At 63.0% G+C, this 16,894-nt stretch carries 11 protein-coding genes and 3 pseudogenes; 7 read left to right on the top strand and 7 right to left on the bottom strand.

Going from position 1 to position 16,894, the window contains the following annotated elements:
• Positions 1-98 precede the first annotated feature (98 nt).
• A pseudogene (locus CH276_RS12610) lies at positions 99-302 on the top strand (IS3 family transposase); the annotation flags it as partial.
• Positions 303-513: 211 nt separating this feature from the next.
• On the opposite strand, the gene CH276_RS12605 reads toward CH276_RS12610, so the two are convergent.
• The gene (locus tag CH276_RS12605) at positions 514-1,689 is read right to left on the bottom strand and encodes a tyrosine-type recombinase/integrase (RefSeq protein WP_094629852.1); all 1,176 of its coding nucleotides are present in this window, start codon (positions 1,687-1,689) and stop codon (positions 514-516) included.
• A 1,495-nt stretch (positions 1,690-3,184) separates the two neighbouring features.
• Between CH276_RS12605 and CH276_RS12600 the strand changes: the two genes are divergently transcribed.
• The 3 genes from CH276_RS12600 to CH276_RS28480 all read left to right on the top strand — a co-directional run bounded on the left by CH276_RS12600 (position 3,185) and on the right by CH276_RS28480 (position 6,586).
• Positions 3,185-3,988, top strand: a complete 804-nt coding sequence (locus tag CH276_RS12600) for a ParA family protein (protein WP_032407517.1) — start codon at positions 3,185-3,187, stop codon at positions 3,986-3,988.
• A 722-nt stretch (positions 3,989-4,710) separates the two neighbouring features.
• Positions 4,711-6,390 carry a Mu transposase C-terminal domain-containing protein gene (locus CH276_RS12590; protein ID WP_094629857.1) on the top strand — a complete coding sequence of 560 codons (1,680 nt, stop codon included), beginning with the start codon at positions 4,711-4,713 and terminating at the stop codon, positions 6,388-6,390.
• A gap of 4 nt (positions 6,391-6,394) precedes the next feature.
• Positions 6,395-6,586 carry a hypothetical protein gene (locus CH276_RS28480; RefSeq protein ID WP_032407491.1) on the top strand — a complete coding sequence of 64 codons (192 nt, stop codon included), beginning with the start codon at positions 6,395-6,397 and terminating at the stop codon, positions 6,584-6,586.
• Here CH276_RS28480 and CH276_RS28475 read toward each other — a convergent pair.
• Positions 6,556-6,696: pseudogene (locus CH276_RS28475) on the bottom strand (hypothetical protein); the annotation flags it as partial. The gene CH276_RS28480 and the pseudogene CH276_RS28475 overlap by 31 nt on opposite strands.
• Positions 6,697-7,205: 509 nt before the next feature.
• Between CH276_RS28475 and CH276_RS12580 the strand changes: the two are divergent.
• Positions 7,206-8,372 (top strand): site-specific integrase, encoded by a 1,167-nt coding sequence (locus CH276_RS12580; RefSeq protein WP_008720452.1) that lies wholly within the window; start codon positions 7,206-7,208, stop codon positions 8,370-8,372.
• A gap of 158 nt (positions 8,373-8,530) precedes the next feature.
• Here the strand turns inward: CH276_RS12580 and CH276_RS28980 are convergent, their stop codons facing one another.
• On the bottom strand, positions 8,531-8,908 hold the full coding sequence (locus tag CH276_RS28980) for a hypothetical protein (protein WP_230593320.1): 378 nt from the start codon (positions 8,906-8,908) through the stop codon (positions 8,531-8,533).
• A 12-nt stretch (positions 8,909-8,920) separates the two neighbouring features.
• On the opposite strand from CH276_RS28980, the gene CH276_RS28975 reads away from it, so the two are divergent.
• Both CH276_RS28975 and CH276_RS12565 read left to right on the top strand, forming a co-directional pair.
• Complete coding sequence (locus tag CH276_RS28975; RefSeq protein ID WP_230593321.1) at positions 8,921-9,445, top strand: hypothetical protein; 525 nt, start codon at positions 8,921-8,923, stop codon at positions 9,443-9,445.
• A gap of 276 nt (positions 9,446-9,721) precedes the next feature.
• Positions 9,722-10,070 (top strand): annotated as a pseudogene (locus tag CH276_RS12565) (divalent metal cation transporter).
• Between the two features lie 428 nt (positions 10,071-10,498).
• Here the strand turns inward: CH276_RS12565 and CH276_RS12560 are convergent.
• From CH276_RS12560 to CH276_RS12545, 4 genes are all read right to left on the bottom strand, one after another.
• Positions 10,499-11,545 (bottom strand): ABC transporter ATP-binding protein, encoded by a 1,047-nt coding sequence (locus tag CH276_RS12560; RefSeq protein WP_008720455.1) that lies wholly within the window; start codon positions 11,543-11,545, stop codon positions 10,499-10,501.
• Positions 11,542-13,056 carry an ABC transporter permease gene (locus CH276_RS12555; protein ID WP_080733225.1) on the bottom strand — a complete coding sequence of 505 codons (1,515 nt, stop codon included), beginning with the start codon at positions 13,054-13,056 and terminating at the stop codon, positions 11,542-11,544. The genes CH276_RS12560 and CH276_RS12555 overlap by 4 nt, the downstream gene beginning before the upstream one ends.
• Before the next feature lie 71 nt (positions 13,057-13,127).
• Positions 13,128-14,156 (bottom strand): iron ABC transporter substrate-binding protein, encoded by a 1,029-nt coding sequence (locus tag CH276_RS12550; RefSeq protein WP_008720459.1) that lies wholly within the window; start codon positions 14,154-14,156, stop codon positions 13,128-13,130.
• Positions 14,153-16,762 (bottom strand): AMP-binding protein, encoded by a 2,610-nt coding sequence (locus tag CH276_RS12545; protein ID WP_237606109.1) that lies wholly within the window; start codon positions 16,760-16,762, stop codon positions 14,153-14,155. The genes CH276_RS12550 and CH276_RS12545 overlap by 4 nt, the downstream gene beginning before the upstream one ends.
• Positions 16,763-16,894: the final 132 nt, after the last annotated feature.

The following is a 16,894-nucleotide window of genomic DNA, read 5'->3' as shown; positions in this document are numbered from 1 at the left end:
CGAAGGGTGGCCCTTGTCGTGGGCGAGTTACGACAGGACTCGCCGAGCACCTACATATGAGGTTGTACGGGGACCATCACGTGAGGGTGTACACCGATAACAATGCTGCGATGGAGTCATTCTTCGCGCTTCTGCAGAAGAACGTGCTCGATCGACAACGTTGGTCCACGCGAGAGCAGTTACGGCTGGCGATCGTCACCTGGATCGAACGGACCTACCATCGCAAGCGTCGCCAACGCCGGCTCGGCAAACTCACCCCAACCGAGTTTGAGACAATCAATCAGTCCGCACACGCGGCCTGATTCACTCAACCCAACGAGTCAACCGAACTCGGGGCAGTCCCTTCCTCATCATCCGGGACATCGTCTCGCATGCAGCTGGATCGTCAGCTCCGAAACTACATCCTCTGCGTCGGTAGATGCGCGAAACGCAGTCAGCGGACAGTGCGGAGGTTTTTGCTGCTGAAGGCGTTCAAGAATGCAAGCTGCAGTGAGCGATCAAAACCAGCGGTGACTACAGGCCGATGTCAGAGACGGCATTCCCTAGGAGGGGTGCGTGTTCGCGGCGGTACACCTCGACCGAGTCGAGACTGGCGTGGCCGGTCTGTCGGGCGATAGCCGATCCGTCTGCGCCGTTGCGGTTGCCTTGGGTGACGAAACCGGCGCGGAGCGAGTGGCCTCCGAGCTTAGCGAGAGCCGTGGAGTCATATCCGGCATGCTCGGCGCGGCGGCGGATGGTTTGGTGGATTGCCGCCCCGGATAGCGCGGTGGAACCGAGATTGCCGTTCTTGGCGACTGCACGAAGCAGGGGCACCCGTGCGGCGGTGCGGGGCACCCCCCCACGGCACACGTGACCGTCGAATGGATCCCGCTTCCGGAGAAGCCGGATCACTGAAGGCCGGCCGCCGGCATCGAAGGCGGCGATCACCTGCGCCCACCGGACGTACGCGCAGGGCGGGCAGGTCTGGTGGGACTCCGTGTAGGGCAGGGCTTTCACCGCTCCCCTGCCCTCCTGATCGGTCTTCGATTTCCGCAGCCGGATGTGGAGTCCGTCGTGCCGGTGCACGGTGACGTCTCCGCAAAGCAGCTCGGAGAGTTCGCTGCGGCGGTAGGCACCGGCGAACCCGAGTAGCAAAATCGCCGAATCGCGGCGTTCCAAGACCTCATCGGCCCAGCCTCGGCACCGGTTCCGCGCCGTCTCGACGAGGAGTTTGATGTCGTCGACCAATAGAGGGTCTCGCGGGGTGCGTGGTCGGTCCCCTGCGGCCGCGTATTCCCGCCGGATCCCCGACAGGGTTGCAGTGACAAGTTCGTGCGCGGAGGGCGATAGATGTCCGGTAATGCGGTGTTGGTGGTTGATCGCCGCGATCCAGGTACCGAACGTGGCGACGGCATAGGCCCGCTCCCCTGCTTCGTTGCGGGTATCGGCGGCGTCGACCAGGTACGCGGCGACAGTGACCGGGTGCGCCGGTAGCGTCACGTGACCATTCGTCTCGCACCAGCTTGTGAAGCGTCTCCACGCGGCCGCGTAGGTTTTGCGCGTTCCCTCGGAGCGGGAGGACTGTACGGCGCTCGCGATCCGCTTCGCGACGGCGGGCGGGATCTCCGGCTCGACAGCCATCGGCCTTCCCGTGCCCGAAATGCCTGCGGAAGGGTTCACCGCATGTGGTTGGCCCGGTCGGAAGTCCATATGCGCAGCCTAACCCAGGTCGCCAACGTCCCTGCGGAGCGAAACTGTGCTGAGCTGCTGTTTTTTGTCGAGACGACGCGGAAAATGCAATTTACGTGGGTCAGATCCATTGAACTATGGGTGACAACGAAGGCGGGATGAATGTCCCTGCTAATCAACTTGAAAGAGCCGCCGTAATAGACCCCAGTTTGATCCGGCCCGGGGCTGCACCAGGCGATCTTGGCGGTCGTTGCTCCCCCCGGTAGTTACAACGATCGTCCGTTTCGCGTCTGCTTTTTGGGGCTTCGAACTGTGGGATTCCCTCGTGGCCGTGGGGCCCGCCGTTACTGCGGTATTCCACCGAATCATTGGTTGAGTTCGGGCGCAGTCGTGGTTCCGACCGTTCCTGCGACTTAGACAGGGAACAGCCTCGCGGTGCGGCGCTGTGTTTTGGGTGTCGGTAAGACGCACGTTGCCCACCTTGAGAATGGTGGCGGCGGCGCTTGTGGACGCAGCCAACCGTCAAGTCCCCATCCTCGACACTGAACTCGCCGCAGGCTGAGTCGGTTGCAGCCGACGAGTCGCGCGACACCCCATAGGTCACCATCTTGTGAGACGACCGTCCAACCTGTTGTGATGGATGCCAACGCTAGTGATGATAGCTATCTATGCTAGCAACGCTAGAGGTTCTGACGCCGGGCATGATTTCGCCTGGGTTGAACAAAGCGCCCAGTCCGTACGTGATCACAGCTCGCGATTGTTCGGTTTGCGATGTTGCTGCCTGGCGCAGTCCGTCGCAGTTTTATCGCCTCTCAGTTCAATCCGCCGAACCGTGGGTCCGGCGGATTGAACTGACGCATTGTGGAGCAAGGTGTTGCAAGGCTCTGCAACGCCAGCCCTGTACAGACACTCTTGGGCTTCGGCATACGCGAGTGCTAGGCCATCTAGCATTGCTATTTATCCTGCTGAGGGCCGTTGCACGCGAGATTCGCCTGCGCGCAGACGGGCAGTTAACCGGGTTCGCTCCGTTCGCGTTCTGTTGAGCAGTAATTGAAGAGGTATGGGTGCAATGATAGCTAGCGTAGCTAGCAAAGAATGCAAAGCGAGCGGAGCGTCGGAACGTAGGCTAACGTAGCTGGCATAGCTAGCAAAACAACGCTAGATAGGCGTGATGCACTAGATGCGATTGCTACACACGCGGTGCTAGCGAGGCAAGTGAGAGTTGCTTGTCTAGCACGGTAATCTTGCGTAACTAAATGCGCTTGGCTAGATACGCAAGGCGCTGCAGCGCGGCGTGCAAGCAGTGCGAGACGGGCGAAGCGAGCTACGCAAGCGAGCAAAGCACTCGTCGCAAGGTTCGCTCCGCGTGTTAACGCAGCACACGAAGCAATTGGCTATAGCGTAGCGAGCCAGAAGGCTTGCAGGGCATACGTCCAGGGTGCGAGCCAACGCAGTTTTCCTCGGAGAAAAGTTCGTTGGCCTTGATCCTCAAACAGAGAAAGGAACGCGAATCCCAATGTCGACGTCGTCGAAGCAACCCAGGAAGTTCGCGATATGCAACCAGAAGGGTGGGGTTGGGAAGACAGCGACAACACTCGGATTGGCGAGTGCATTGGCAGACAAGGGCAAACACGTCCTCGTCATCGATATGGATCCTCAGGCCAACGCGACGACCGGTCTGGGAGTCGACGTTGATGACGACATGCGAACTACCTTCGACCTGATGTCGGTCACTGGCGAGGGTGCAGCAGCGGATGCGGTAGTAGCAACCGAATGGGATCGGGTCGACCTGATCGCGGCGACTCAGAGCCTCGCCAATCTTGAGGCTGACGGTGCAAACGACTTGATCTTTCGGTTGGATATCGCGCTTGAGGGTGTCGATCTGTCGCCTTACAGTGCAGTTTTCATCGACTGCCCGCCGTCGCTTGGAAAGTTACTTTTCGCGGTCCTCTGCGCCTGCGACTCAGTCATCGCGGTCACCGAACCCACCATCGACAGCGTGCGAGCGATTACCAAGGTTGAGGAAACCATCACCAACGTCAAGCGGCGTGCGAACCCTCGTCTCGAGCTCGAGAAGATCGTCTTGTCTAAGAAACGAAGGACCTCGGAGCATCAGTATCGCGAGGACGAGTTGCGTGCTGCATACGGCGAATTGGTTGCAAGAGCGGGGATCCCGGAGCTGGCGGCGCGCCAAGACGCTCATAGCAGCCACACTCCCATCCATTCTTACAAGGGAGGCCGGGCGATAGACCTGCAAGTCGCCTACGACGCCCTGCTGAAAGAACTGTCTATCGACCTCCTAGGAGAGCCTGCCGCATGAACGCACAACGCGAACCCGCCATCCGCCGCCATCCGGCTGCAGACCTCCCTTCGCGACCGACCGCTTCACCCCGGCGCGTTGGGCTCGAAGCACAGCAAGAATCAACCGGGTCGCCGAGCGTCGACGTTCCGACCAGTGCTGGCGGTATCAGGCCGACAAACGAGCCCACTCTTCCGGCAACGAACGAACCGTTGGCTCAGCACAATGCGCGGCCGGCGGCAGGACCAGGCGGAGAAAAATTTACTGAGCAGCACAATGTGCGGATACGGAGTTCTACCAAGCTTCGTTTGAACAGAGCCGTCGACAGGCTGCGGTACGAGACAGGGGACCGATCAATCAGTATTGCTTCCTTGACCGACGCAGCGCTCTGTGAGTACCTCGACAAGCGGGGCATCTAGACCGTTGAATGAGGATCCCCGCTTGCTGTGCTAGCTAGCGTTGCTAGCACAGCCCTTTTTGTGACCCATAAGTATTCAGTCACGTACATGTGCGCGATGGCAGACCTAAGGCGGGACCGAGATTTCAGGCACCCCCACCGAGGCTCGGCGTCCTTTTTGACGATCGTCTATCGAGACACCCCGCGGCCGAATCGTGTCAGTTTCAGAAGACGGCGGCACTTTTTGCTGGCGATTTGTGGGTGAGTGCAGTGGTCTTCTGACATTCTGATGTCAGAAGTGCGCTGCACGATCGCGTTCGGCTCTCGGTGACAGGGGAGGCTTGTGGTGGACCCGGGCAAGCTCGACGTCGTGGAGACCGGTGTGCTGACGGCGTCGGGGGAGCGGTGGGCGCAGGCAGAGACCCGATTCGCTGTCTTGGCTCCCTTGCTGGAGATGCATCCGGTGCGTTTGGCAGCGGTCGATGATGCGGCCGAACGACTGGGGTTGTCGCGGCGTCGGGTCTATGCGTTGCTTGGCAAACTCAGGGACGGGACAGGTACGGTCACCGATCTTCTGACGAAGGTCTCGCCGGGTGGGCGTGGCCGCAGCCGAGTAGCGGCTGAGGTCGAAGAGGTGATCGGCGATCATCTCACCCGATATTTTCTTCACCGCCAGAAGCTGAGTGTCGCTGCGCTGCATCGACGTATCGCGTTGGCGTGTCACCGCGCGGGTCTGCCAGTGCCGGCCAGAAACACCGTCACCGCACGAATCGCCGCGCTCCATCCGGCATCGGTGGCCAGGTCACGCGGAGGACCCGATGCCGCCCGCCCACGTCAGTCCGCCGGCGACAGTCCACCGACAGTTGCGGGGATTCTCGATCAGGTCCAGATCGACCACACCGTCGTCGATCTGATGGTCGTCGACGAGTACGAGCGTCAACCGATCGGCCGCCCCTACCTGACGATCGCCATCGATGTCCTCAGCCGTTCCGTACTCGGGTTCGTCGTCACTTTGGAGCCGCCGTCGTCGATATCGGTCGGGTTGTGCCTGGGCCGCGTGTGCTGCGAGAAGCAGACATGGCTGGAGGCATGCGAGCTCGCGGAGCAGGTGCAGTGGCCGATGGCAGGGAAGCCGAAACAGTTGTATCTCGACAACGCCTCAGAGTTCAAAAGCGAAGCGCTGCGCCGCGGATGCGCCCAGCACGCCATCACACTCGAATACCGTCCTCCGGGCCGACCGCACTACGGCGGGATCGTCGAACGCATCATCGGAACGGCGATGACAGCGGTGCACGAGCTGCCTGGGACCACCTTCTCGAGCCCCGCGGACCGAGGAAGGTACGACTCGGACAAGCATGCGGCGTTGACATTGCGTGAGTTGGAGCGCTGGCTGGTCCTGGCCATAGCCTCGTATCACGGGAGTGTTCACACAGGGATCGGGAACACTCCGGCCGCCGTGTGGGCCGGCGCGGTTGCCGCAGCTGGTCATGCCCCTCGTGTTGTGCTCCGCGAAACCGCGTTCCTGGTGGACTTTCTTCCCGTCATCCGGCGACGTCTGACGCGCACGGGCTTCGTCCTCGATCACGTGCACTACTTCTCGAACGCGCTCAAACCGTGGGTTGCGCGGCGAGAGGACTTGGGACGGTTCGTGATACGACGTGACCCACGCGATTTGAGCAGAATCTGGGTCCTCGAACCAGACGGTGCCGGCTATGTCGAGGTGCCGTACCGGACGATGTCACATCCCGCGGTGACATTGTGGGAGCACAGAGTTGCTATCACTCGTCTCCGCGAACAAGGTCGGTCGAACGTCGATGAGAGCGCACTGTTTTCGATGATCGAGCAGATGCGCGAGGTCACCGACCGCTCGCAGAAAGCCACCCGCAAAGCCCGGCGCAACCGTGCCCGCCGCACGCATCTCACCGGCGCCGCGTCTGCACCGATCCCGGCGATCCACCCGCCGGTGGAGCCTCGAGCGGACGGCGGCACCGCAACGCCTGTCTTCAGCGACATCGAGGAATGGTGAGGCGATGACCGCATCGACAGGAAGCAGCGACGAACCCACCGAGTCGTCCAGCGAGGATTTGGGGCACCTTCGGGAGTCGGTTCGTCCGCTCGCCGCACTCGACGACGCGGACCGGATCCGGTTGATCCTGATGGTGTACAGCAGGCCGGTCACGGCCGCGATCAGCAGAAACGGTCCGACCAGGATGCCGGCATAAAAGTGCAACCGCAGCACGAACGGCCTGATCTGTGGCCACAACGGGATCTTCGTCACCGAAGGCGGGGTGTCACCGGGCGCAGGCGGTCGATCGATTTCACTGGTGGACATCTGCGTGTTTCGGTTCCTTCTCCTCGGGCTGCACTGGGCGCTCAGCCGGTCCTACTCGTGCAGTAGTCGGGCCAGCGGTCCCGGAAGTTCCCGATAATTCCGAGCCGCGTACTCGAGAACTATTCGGGTGTCACGCCCCGACTAGGTCCTCGTAGGGCTGCGACCCCGCCACGAGCTGCCGGTGTAGGTGTCAAAGTGAAGGAGATTCGACGGGTTTCCCGTCCAAAGAGCTACTGCTCAGTGGAACGACCTGATCTCGTGGCCGGACAAGTCCTCGACGGCTACGCTTGCGACCCGTCCCAGGGATACTCAACTGTCGAGCAATTCGAACAGACCGGTGCGGCCGTGTACGGAGCAAACTTCTGCTCCTCAACCGACGCTCAGAGCACCGAGAAGTGGTACTGCAGGCCGTCGTACGCCCATTTTCCCGCACCATCCCCGGCGAAACACCAGGTGAGCGTGTTTTGAAATCAAAAAGCCTGTCGGAGGTGCGCACTACAGTTCTTGCCATGGCAGAACGGCAGCTCGGTGAGGTCCTGGACGCAGATTCAGTTGCCCTGGTGAGTGGTGCGGTGGTGTTTCCGGACCTGTCGGCCGAGGTGGCTGCGCGTATCGAACGGTCGATGGCGTCGGCGCGGTCTGCCGCAACCCGCCGCGCCTACGATTCGGCGTGGCGGCGATTCGAGACCTGGTGCACTGCCGCCGGGCACATCTCGTTGCCGGCGCACCCTGCGACCGTGGCTGCGTATCTCGTTGACGCGGCGGACTCGCTGACCGTCGACGGAGTCCGGGCGTATGCACCGTCGACCTTCGGCAAATGGGTCGCTGCGATCACCGACCGTCACCGCGGGCTCGGCCACGACACCCCGTGTGGCCACGAGATGGTGCGCGCCACCCTCGCCGGTATCCGCCGAGACTACGCCGCCGCGGGGGAGCGCCCCCGCAATCCCCGCGCCCCACTCCTGACGTCCGATATCACTGCCATCGTTGACGTAGCACGTGCCGGTGTCACCGGCTGGGCCAGTGAAGTGCTCGAACGCCGCGACACCGCACTACTGCTGATGGGGTACTCCGGGGCATTTCGGCGCAGCGAACTCGTGGACCTCGAATGTCGTGATGTGCGCCGCGATCGCCTCGACGGTGCGCATGTCCGCCTGCGGCACTCGAAGACCGACCAGGACGGAACCGGAACGGTGAAGGCGCTGCCGTTCACCGACCGGCACGAATCATGCCCGGTCTGCGCGTGGGTTCGCTGGCTGCAGATCGTTGCTGCATTCGATACCGGTGGCAGAACCGCGATCATTCGTTTGCTTTCCCGCGCAGCGAAGTTCGACTCCCATCTCTGCCACAGCACCCTGCCCACCGCTGACACGCGGTCGGCGCTGTTCCGGTCGATCCGCAAGAACGGCAACCTATCCCAGACCGCACTGTCGGGTGCGGCAGTGCACGCCGCGATCCGCCGCCGCGCCGGCCGCGCCGGCTACGACGCAGACCTTCTCGCCCAGCTGGGCGGACATTCACTGCGTGCCGGATTCGTCACTCAAGCGTTCCGTAACGGTGCCGACGCACACGCGATCATGCGACAGACCGGACACAGAAGCCCGGGAATGGTCGAAATCTATGCCCGCGAGAACGCGCCTCTGGTCGGCAACGCCGTGAACGATCTCGGCTTGTGACCCTCATGCACGGCACCGACACCTCGACGAGCGGCGACAACACCGACCTTGTCCGAACAACTCCAGTATCGAACGACACTGTCCCGGAACGGGGTCGACACACGTGGTCGCTGTTCGCGGACTGGTGCACCGCTCATGATCAGTCGGCGTTGCCGGTCTCACCGGAGTTGTTCGTTCGGTTCCTCCGAGCCAACCCTGCCGCGCCGGCAACGCAACGTCGTCGCATCGCCGTCATCGACGCTGTTCATCGAGACCGCGCCCTGCCCCCGCCGGGTCGCGGTCAGAGCGTGCGAGCGGCTCTGGACGCGCTGCGTGCAGCGCGTTTGCGCGACACCGCAACTCGGATCGGCGGCATCGTCACGCGCCTCCCCGGAACAGGGTGGCCGGCGGCGTTGTTCGCTCGCCGAGATGCACTGGTCCTCACTCTTGCCGCGGCCGGGCTGCCATACACCGAGATCGCGGCACTGCGAATAAGAGATGTCGCCGTCGAACCCGAATTCGATGCCCTCACAATCGAAACGGGCACCGGTGTACATGCCGTCACTTCGTTGGAGCTCGTGAGGGCGGGCGCATCACCGAGAAAGGTGTACAGGCGCTGGTACGAGGTCCTGGCCCACGGCGAGCGGCACCCCAGCACACGCATGCTCGCCGACGCCATCGAGCACGTCGACGGAACCGAACTCGCCGACTCCGTTACTCATCTCGACCCAGGCAGCGAACGGCCGTTGTTGACCACGATCGACCGGTGGGGCCATACCCCGCTGGTCGCAACCCCTCTCACCTCCCGGGGAATAGCCGATATCGTTCGAGCACACCTCGGGGGACGCGCTCCCACGCACATACCGCCCCCCGTCCGAGAGACGAACCCAAAGCGTGTCTTTACGCTCGAGCCTGCATCGGCGGTCTCGCTCGACCCTGGTTACTACGAACGCGGCACACTCGCACGAAGGCACTCCCACGCGCTCCTCGACGACGTCGATTCGGTTCTTGCCGATGTCGAAAACCGCGCAGACCGACTGCTCAGGGAACTTCTCGAGTTCTTAGATGCGGAAATGCCGGAGTGCGAGCAATAGTCTTCAGCGCGCGACGATCCCAGGTGTCACCCCGCAGGAGCGACCCCTGTTGTGAGTGAGTCAGCGAACATTGCACCGAACGACGACCGGGTCTGTGTCGAAAGTTCGCACGCGGGCTTCACGGTCTCTTGGTACGGGGTGGTCGTGTCGCTGGACCTCGTCTCGCGGTGCGCTTCCGATCCACTGCATCGATGTCTGCGTTGATGGTTCGGCGACGTTTCCTGAGGGTCAGTGCCGACAGCGGCAAGCGCGGTGAGAAGTACCAACACGAAGGGGATGTCGAGACTGGTCAGTGCGTCGATGGTCACGATCGCTCCTGCAGCGACACACACGAAAAGCAGGCGTGCACCGTCCACGCAAGCGCATCCCGATCGTGTGCGGCGGCTGGTTCCGGCACTGGCGATCCTCGCCGCTGGGGTTGACCCCAGTCGCGCTCTCGTCGTCTCGCAGGTCGTGTTGTCCTTCGGTATTCCGATCGCGCTGATTCCGTTGGTGCGGTTCACCTCTGACCGCATGTTGATGGGCAGCGATGTCAAATTACCGGATCACTCGATATGCAGCCCGGTTCATCGCGGGAATCGTCGTCGCACTCAGCATTGCACTGATCCATCTAACCGTCGTCTGATTGTGCGCGGGTGAACGTCTCCTGCTTGCCTCTGTGTTCCAGGACCGATTACCGCTCGCGATGGTGGTGGTGTGCGTGGGAAATCGGAATCAGTGGGTTCTTCCGCCGCTCAGGGGGAGTCCGTCCTCGAAAGAAAGAAGACTTAGTGCGGGCCACCAGATTTGCAAGCAACGCAATCGATGCCCCCAGTTTGGATGACGACGAAGCCGCCCACCACCTTCAAGACATCAACCCGCGTGCGGATCGTAGACGGCGGTGACAGTCGATGCCGGCCGGCCCGTTCCATGCTTGGGGTCGAGACGTGATTGCCTCCGGGGCGTTGCCTCAGTCTGGATGGTGCAAGTCTGCCCACTAACTACGCACATTGTTCGGCATCGATCGCATGATCGAGCAGGACGCGAGAGGCTGCCTCACACTGAGTAGCTCTCTCACAGGTCGTACACTACGGCGTCGCCGATGACGCGGATGGCGACCCTGTCGCCGGGCGTCAGAGCCGTGGCGCCGAAGCGGCGCACGGTGACCCGCTGGGCCATAGCGGTGTCCGCGGTGTCGAGGCGGATCCCGAGCAGCATCTCCGACCCGAAGTACTCCACGTCGACGACGGCCCCCGATGCACCCGCGCCGTCGGTGGTCACCTCGATTTGCTCCGGCCGCAACATGATTCGGGCTGCACCTTCGATGGCGTTCGGGGAAGGGGCGACGGCGACGTCGCCGAGGGCGCAGCGGGCACGGCCGTTCTCGATGTGGGCCGTCAAGATCACGGCGTCACCGATGAATTCCGCGGTGGTGACGTCCACAGGGCGGGAATAGATTTCACGAGGTGTACCGATCTGTGCGAGCCTGCCCGAGCTCATCACCGCAACCCGGTCGGCGAACGACAGGGCCTCGGGTTGATCGTGGGTGACGAGGATGGTGGTGATCCCAGCCTTGGCGAGGACGTCGGCGACGATCCGTCGAGTGTTCGCCCGCAAGCCGGCATCGAGTGCCGAGAACGGTTCGTCGAGCAGCATCAATTCAGGTTCACGCGCCAGCGCCCGCGCGAGCGCGACCCGTTGCTGCTGGCCGCCGGAGAGCTGGTCGGGTCGACGTGAGGCGTAGGACGAATCCAGCGACACCATCTCGAGCAGTTCGGTGATCTTCGAGACGGTGCGGGCACGGCGTGGCAGGCCGAACCCGATGTTCGCGCCGACCGTGGCGTGTGGGAACAGTGCCCCGTCCTGGGCGACGTACCCCACCGACCTTCGGTGCGCAGGCGTCCAGCCGGATCCCGCGACGACCTTCCCGGTCAGTGCGACAGTGCCTGCGTCGGGTTTGTCGAAACCCGCGATCAGACGCAGCAGCGTCGTCTTACCGCAACCGGACGGTCCGACGATGGCTGTGGTCGACCCGGCATCGACAGCGAACTCAACACGACGTAGCACCGTCACAGGACCGAACGACTTGTCCAGCCCATCCACCTCCACCGCGTATGTCATAGTCCTGCCGCCTTTTTCGACTGGGAGAAGAGAACGTAGGTCATGGGCAGAGACAGCACGATCATGATCAACGCGTACGGAGCAGCCCCCGAGTAGTCGATCTCGCTGCTCAGCGACCAGAACTGCATCGACAGAGTGCGGGTTCCGGTCGGTGCCAGCAGCAATGTCGCGGTCAACTCGTTCACGATCCCCAAGAACACCAACGCACCGCCCGCTGCGGTGGCCGGCGCAGCCAATCTGAGAGTCACCCGAAAGAAACTCGACAGCGGTGACAGACCCAGCGACCGAGCCGCCTCGTCCAACCCGACGGGCGCCTGCGCGAGCCCCGCCCGCAGGTTGACCAATGCGCGTGGCAGGAAGAGCAATGCGTAGGCCGCGATCACGACGACAACTGTTTGATACAGCGGATTTGCGTACCGAATGGCGACGGTGACGAACGCCAACGCAACCACGATGCCGGGCAACGAACTCGAGATGTAGGTACCGCCCTCGAGGACACGGCTGAACCGTCCGCGGTGGCGAATCGAGATCCACGCGACCGGGAACGCGAGTGCACACGTCATGACCGCACCGGCAATTCCGAACCCGAGCGTCTGCAGCAGCGCGGACGAGATTTCGTCCCACTCCCACACCGCGCTGCCGCCGACGACAAGCCACCGCAGAACACTGGCGATCGGGACTCCGAGAGACAGTGCGATCAACATCCCCAGGAAGACGAGCGCGATCGGCGAATACTGCCAACCGAGTTCTGCAGGCACGGCCGGGCGGGCTGCACCCGAGCCGATGCGGGCATACCTGGCACTGCCACGCACAACCGCTTCGATCACCAACAATGTGAGGCACAGCAATACCAGCACCCCGGCGAGCATGGTCGCCGCCGCTCCGTTGAACGTCGATTGATACTGCTCGAAAATCGCTGTAGTGAATGTGTCGAAGCGGATGAAGACGAAGGCACCGTATTCGGCGAGTAGGTGCAACGCGACCAGAAGCGCGCCGCCGGCGATTGCCAGCCGCAGCTGCGGCACCACGACGCGAAAGAACACTGCCCACGGTCCGATTCCGAGTCCTCGCGCCGATTCCTCGACCGCGGGGTCGAGCCTGCGTAGCGTCGCGGCCACGGGAATGTAGACGAGAGGAAAATACGAGAGCGTTGCGATCAGAACGCCGCCGCGCAGCCCGCCGAGGGAAGGGATCGCCGTCACCCACGAGTAGCCGTTCACGAACGCCGGGACAGCCAGCGGCGCGGCAAGCAATACCGCCCACACCTTCGCTCCGAATACTCGTGTGCGCTCGACCAACCAAGCAGCCGCGACGCCGATTGCGACACAGATGGGCACCGTGATCACTACCAACATCACGGTGTTGGCCAACAATTCGCGGACCCGCGATCGGAACAGCAGCGCCGACGCGGTGGCCCAGCCGGTGTCCACGCTCTCCACGATCACGTACCCGAGCGGGATGAGCGAGATCGCCACGACAATCACTGCGGTGACAGCCAGAGGCAAGGGCATACGCGACCGGCCTGCTGGGCACCGCAGCGTGTGGGCCGGCCCCCGTTGTTCTCGACCGTTCGTCGTTGGAATCAGAGCAAACCGGCTTCGGTCATGAGCTCGGTGACCTTCGGGCTGTTGAGCTTCGCCGGGTCCACCTGCGGGGCCTGCAGTTCGGTCAAGGGGACCAGATCCGCGTTGGCCGCCACTTCGCTGCCCACCGAGTACTCGAACGACATCCCGTCCCGCAGAACTTCCTGACCCTTCGGTCCGGTGACGAACGCCAGGAACTGCTGCGCTGCATCCTGTTTCGCGCTGGACTGCAGGACGCCGCCGCCGGAGACGCTGACAAATGCGCCGGGGTCTTCGTTCTTGAAGTAGTGCAGGGCGACGTTACTGCTGTTCTCTCCGGTCTTGGCCTGATCGCCGAACCAGTAGTAGTGGTAGATCACGCCGCCCGGGATTTCTCCGGCGTTGACGGCTTTCATCACCGTGCCGTTACCGTTGTAGGCGCGGACGTTGTTCTTCATCCCCTCCAACCAGGTGCGTGTAGCGTCCTCGCCTTTCAACTCGAGCAGCGCACTGACGATGGCTTGGAAATCGGCTCCCGACGGCGATGCTGCCCAGCGGTCCTTCCAGGCGGGGTCCTGCAGGTCCAGGAGTGAGGCCGGGAGCTGATCGGGGGTCAGCATGTCCGTGTTGTAGGCGAACACGGTCGAGCGGGCGGCGATACCCGTCCACTTGCCGTTCGACGGGCGGTATTGGCTCGGAACCTGGGCCAGCACGGCCTGGTCGACGTCGGTGAACAGACCCGCGTTCTCGACGAGCGTCATCGCCGGAGAGTTCTCCGTGAGGAACACATCCGCTGGCGATCGGTCACCCTCCGCTACGAGTTGGTTGCCGAGTTCGGTATCGCTCCCTTGGCGCAGGTCGACCTCGATGCCGGTCTCCGAGGTGAACGCGTCGGCCCATTCTTTCGTCAGCGACTCGTGTTGGGCGTTGTAGACGGTGATCCGGTTGTCCCCGCCCGGGTCGGACTCAGCGCTCGAACACCCCGACACCGTCAACAGTGCCGCGGTCGCCAGTGCGAGGCCCGCCATCAGTTCGATCCGCTTGCTCATCGTCCGTCCTTCGCATTTACCGGACCACCTCCGGTCGTCCCCGCCGCCATGGTACTTAGAGGATTGGCAAACCTAATGCCCGGCCCTGTCCCGCTCCACGGTAGACGGGCGAGCACGAAGGTCGCGGCCTGCCAGTAGACAACCCCCACGACGATCGACAGGGCGAATGCTGTCCAGGGATGGTCGTCGCGCAGCGGTAGATAGACCTGAAAATGGGTCAGGTAGATGTAGAGTGACGCGCTTGCCAACACCCCCGCAACCCGGCCCACAACTGCGGGACATGGGACGGATGTGAGCCACACCAGCAGGCAAAGTCCGACAATCACGATGACTTCTCGCTGGATGTCGCCGAAGAAGAACCCGGGAATCGATAGCACGATTGCCGCGGTGACCCCCACTCGATGCCACACGGTCTGCGCCCGGGCGGCGGCCCAGCCGAGGGCGAACAACCAGAAGACAACCGCCGCGGTCAGAATGCGATTGCGGCTGTCGTCGATCTCGATCAATCCGTAACGGGTAACCAGGCCCAATGCCACCAACCCCATAGGAAACCAGAACGGGTGACTGCGTTCGAGACGTGCGACCGCCGGAACATAGAGCACAGCGGCGGCTACGAGGACGATGTACACAATCGCCTCGACGAACCAGTATCGCCATTCGACAGACCAACCGTCCGGGCCGAAGATTCCGTTGAGCAGCAATGCACTGGTGATGCGGTAGTCCCCGGTCAGAGCGATGATGGCCCCGATCCACACCATGCTGGGGATGGCGATCCGAGCGACGCTGCGCACAGCATTGCGTGCGCGGGCGGTGCGATCGACCGCGCCGAGGTGGAAGCGGGCGAAGTTGTAGCCGGCGATTCCGAGAAGCACGTGCGCCCCGCCGAGCACCGAAAACAGGTGTATGTGCGAGCCGGTGATCAGCACGATCGCAAGGGCGCGCAGCACAACGTTGGTCTCCACCCGTCGCCAGCCGCGGCGCAGGTGCGGTGCCTGAACGAAGTCCACGACTCGGGTGTTGTGCCAGTCCGCCGGGAGGTGACCGAGCAGCTCCTCCAGCCGAATGGACATCCGCACATACGACAAAGAGTCACCGCCCAAGCTCACGAACGTGCTGTCGTCGTCGACCCTTGCGTGATGCAGGACCTCGGCATACATCGCTTTGACATCGGTGGTCTCGGGCTTTGTCGTCGTCGAGGTGGGCTGAACAGGGCCGGGCTTGCCTGCGAATTCCGCGACCGCTCGCGCATCGGGTTTGCCGGTGGAGGTGCGCGGCAGCTCATCGACGACACACACCCGAACTGCTGTTGCGGGAAGGCCGCTGAACTGTGCTGTCAAGCGTCGCACGTCGGCGACGTCAGCGTTCTCCGCGACGACGACGAGTTCGTCCGTGCCGTCGGTGCAGCACACGGTCAATCCCAGGTGTGCGAGCGCGGACTCGACGCGGTGCAGATCGATACGTAGACCGAACACTTTCGCGAAACGGCTGCGTCGGCCGACCACTTCGTACAGTCCATCGGCCGTTCGCCGGGCCAGGTCGCCTGTTCGCAGCTCGCCGGCGAGCGTGTCACCCAGGCGCAAGTCGCCGGGGTCGTGTGCGTAGCCGAGCATGACGTTCGGCCCCGAATAGACGAGCTCACCCGTCCCGTCCGGGGCATCCGCGACCGGATCGAGCCGAAAGGACCCGTCGGGAATCGGCCGTCCGATGGAATGCGGATGAGCGGCGGCAAGATCCGGTGGCAGATACGCCATTCGGGCGGTCGCCTCCGTTTGCCCGTACATGACGAACAAGTCCCATCCCTGGCGTCGGCCCAGCTCGGCATACGTGCGGACGCGATCGGGCGACAGCTTTCCGCCGGCCTGCGTGACGTACCGCAGGTCGTGAAGATTCAGCTGTTCGAACCCGATACGGTCGAGCAGATCGAAGGTGTACGGCACACCCGCGAAGGTGGAGGCGCGGTGGGTGCGCGCAAGGTCCCACAGTCGAGTATCTGTGACCGAAGAGTTGGTCAGAATCAAGGCGGCACCGCGCAGGAGGTGGCTGTGGACGACCGAAAGCCCATAGCAGTAGTGCATGGGTAGCGTGGTCACGGCACGGTCGGTGGGGCGGATGCCCAGGTATTCGGCAATCGACTCGGCGTTGGCCTGCACGTTGTCGTGCGAGAGACGGACGAGTTTGGGTGATCCGGTCGAACCCGAGGTGCTCAGCAGCAACGCGAGATCAGGGTGCAGCTCATGTCTGGATTGTCGATCGAGTTCTTCGACGACTGTGTTGCCGTCGAGGGTGCGCACCACCACATCGGGCCGATATGTGTCGATGAGCCCGTCGAGATGGTCGGGATTGTCGTCCGAGGCCAGCAGTACGGGGTGTCCTGCACGCAGCGCCGCGAGGTAGGTGACGACGACCTCGACCTTGTTGGTGCCGGCGATCAGTACCAGACGACGGCCACGTCCAAGTCTGGCCGCCTGCCGGTCGATGCGCTCGTCCAGGTCGCGGTAGGTGATCGTCTCGTTCACCGATATCAGACCCGGTGCGTCACCGAATCTGCCCAAATCGTGCGCTAAGCGCACACTGGGGCGTTTCGGGCGGTTGAAGTCTCTGGGCACCGAGCGAGTCTATAAGGGCTGCCGAACCTAACCTTCCGGCGACGAATACGACTCCGCGCCCGCGCGGACGAGCGTGGCTCGTCTGTCCACACACCGCTCGGACACAGATGATCGGGGTCAGCGACGCCTACT

It is taken from the genome of Rhodococcus sp. 06-470-2, from assembly GCF_002258235.1.
Lineage (GTDB): Bacteria > Actinomycetota > Actinomycetes > Mycobacteriales > Mycobacteriaceae > Rhodococcoides.
This window is presented reverse-complemented; position numbering and strand designations above follow the sequence as displayed.

Coding starts and splice junctions, on each gene's coding strand:
- CH276_RS28480 (WP_032407491.1), top strand. CDS start 6,395: ATGACCGCATCGACAGGAAGCAGCGACGAACCCACCGAGTCGTCCAGC.
- CH276_RS12580 (WP_008720452.1), top strand. CDS start 7,206: ATGGCAGAACGGCAGCTCGGTGAGGTCCTGGACGCAGATTCAGTTGCC.
- CH276_RS12555 (WP_080733225.1), bottom strand. CDS start 13,056: ATGCCCTTGCCTCTGGCTGTCACCGCAGTGATTGTCGTGGCGATCTCG.
- CH276_RS28980 (WP_230593320.1), bottom strand. CDS start 8,908: ATGTACACCGGTGCCCGTTTCGATTGTGAGGGCATCGAATTCGGGTTC.
- CH276_RS12560 (WP_008720455.1), bottom strand. CDS start 11,545: ATGACATACGCGGTGGAGGTGGATGGGCTGGACAAGTCGTTCGGTCCT.
- CH276_RS12605 (WP_094629852.1), bottom strand. CDS start 1,689: ATGGACTTCCGACCGGGCCAACCACATGCGGTGAACCCTTCCGCAGGC.
- CH276_RS12550 (WP_008720459.1), bottom strand. CDS start 14,156: ATGAGCAAGCGGATCGAACTGATGGCGGGCCTCGCACTGGCGACCGCG.
- CH276_RS12600 (WP_032407517.1), top strand. CDS start 3,185: ATGTCGACGTCGTCGAAGCAACCCAGGAAGTTCGCGATATGCAACCAG.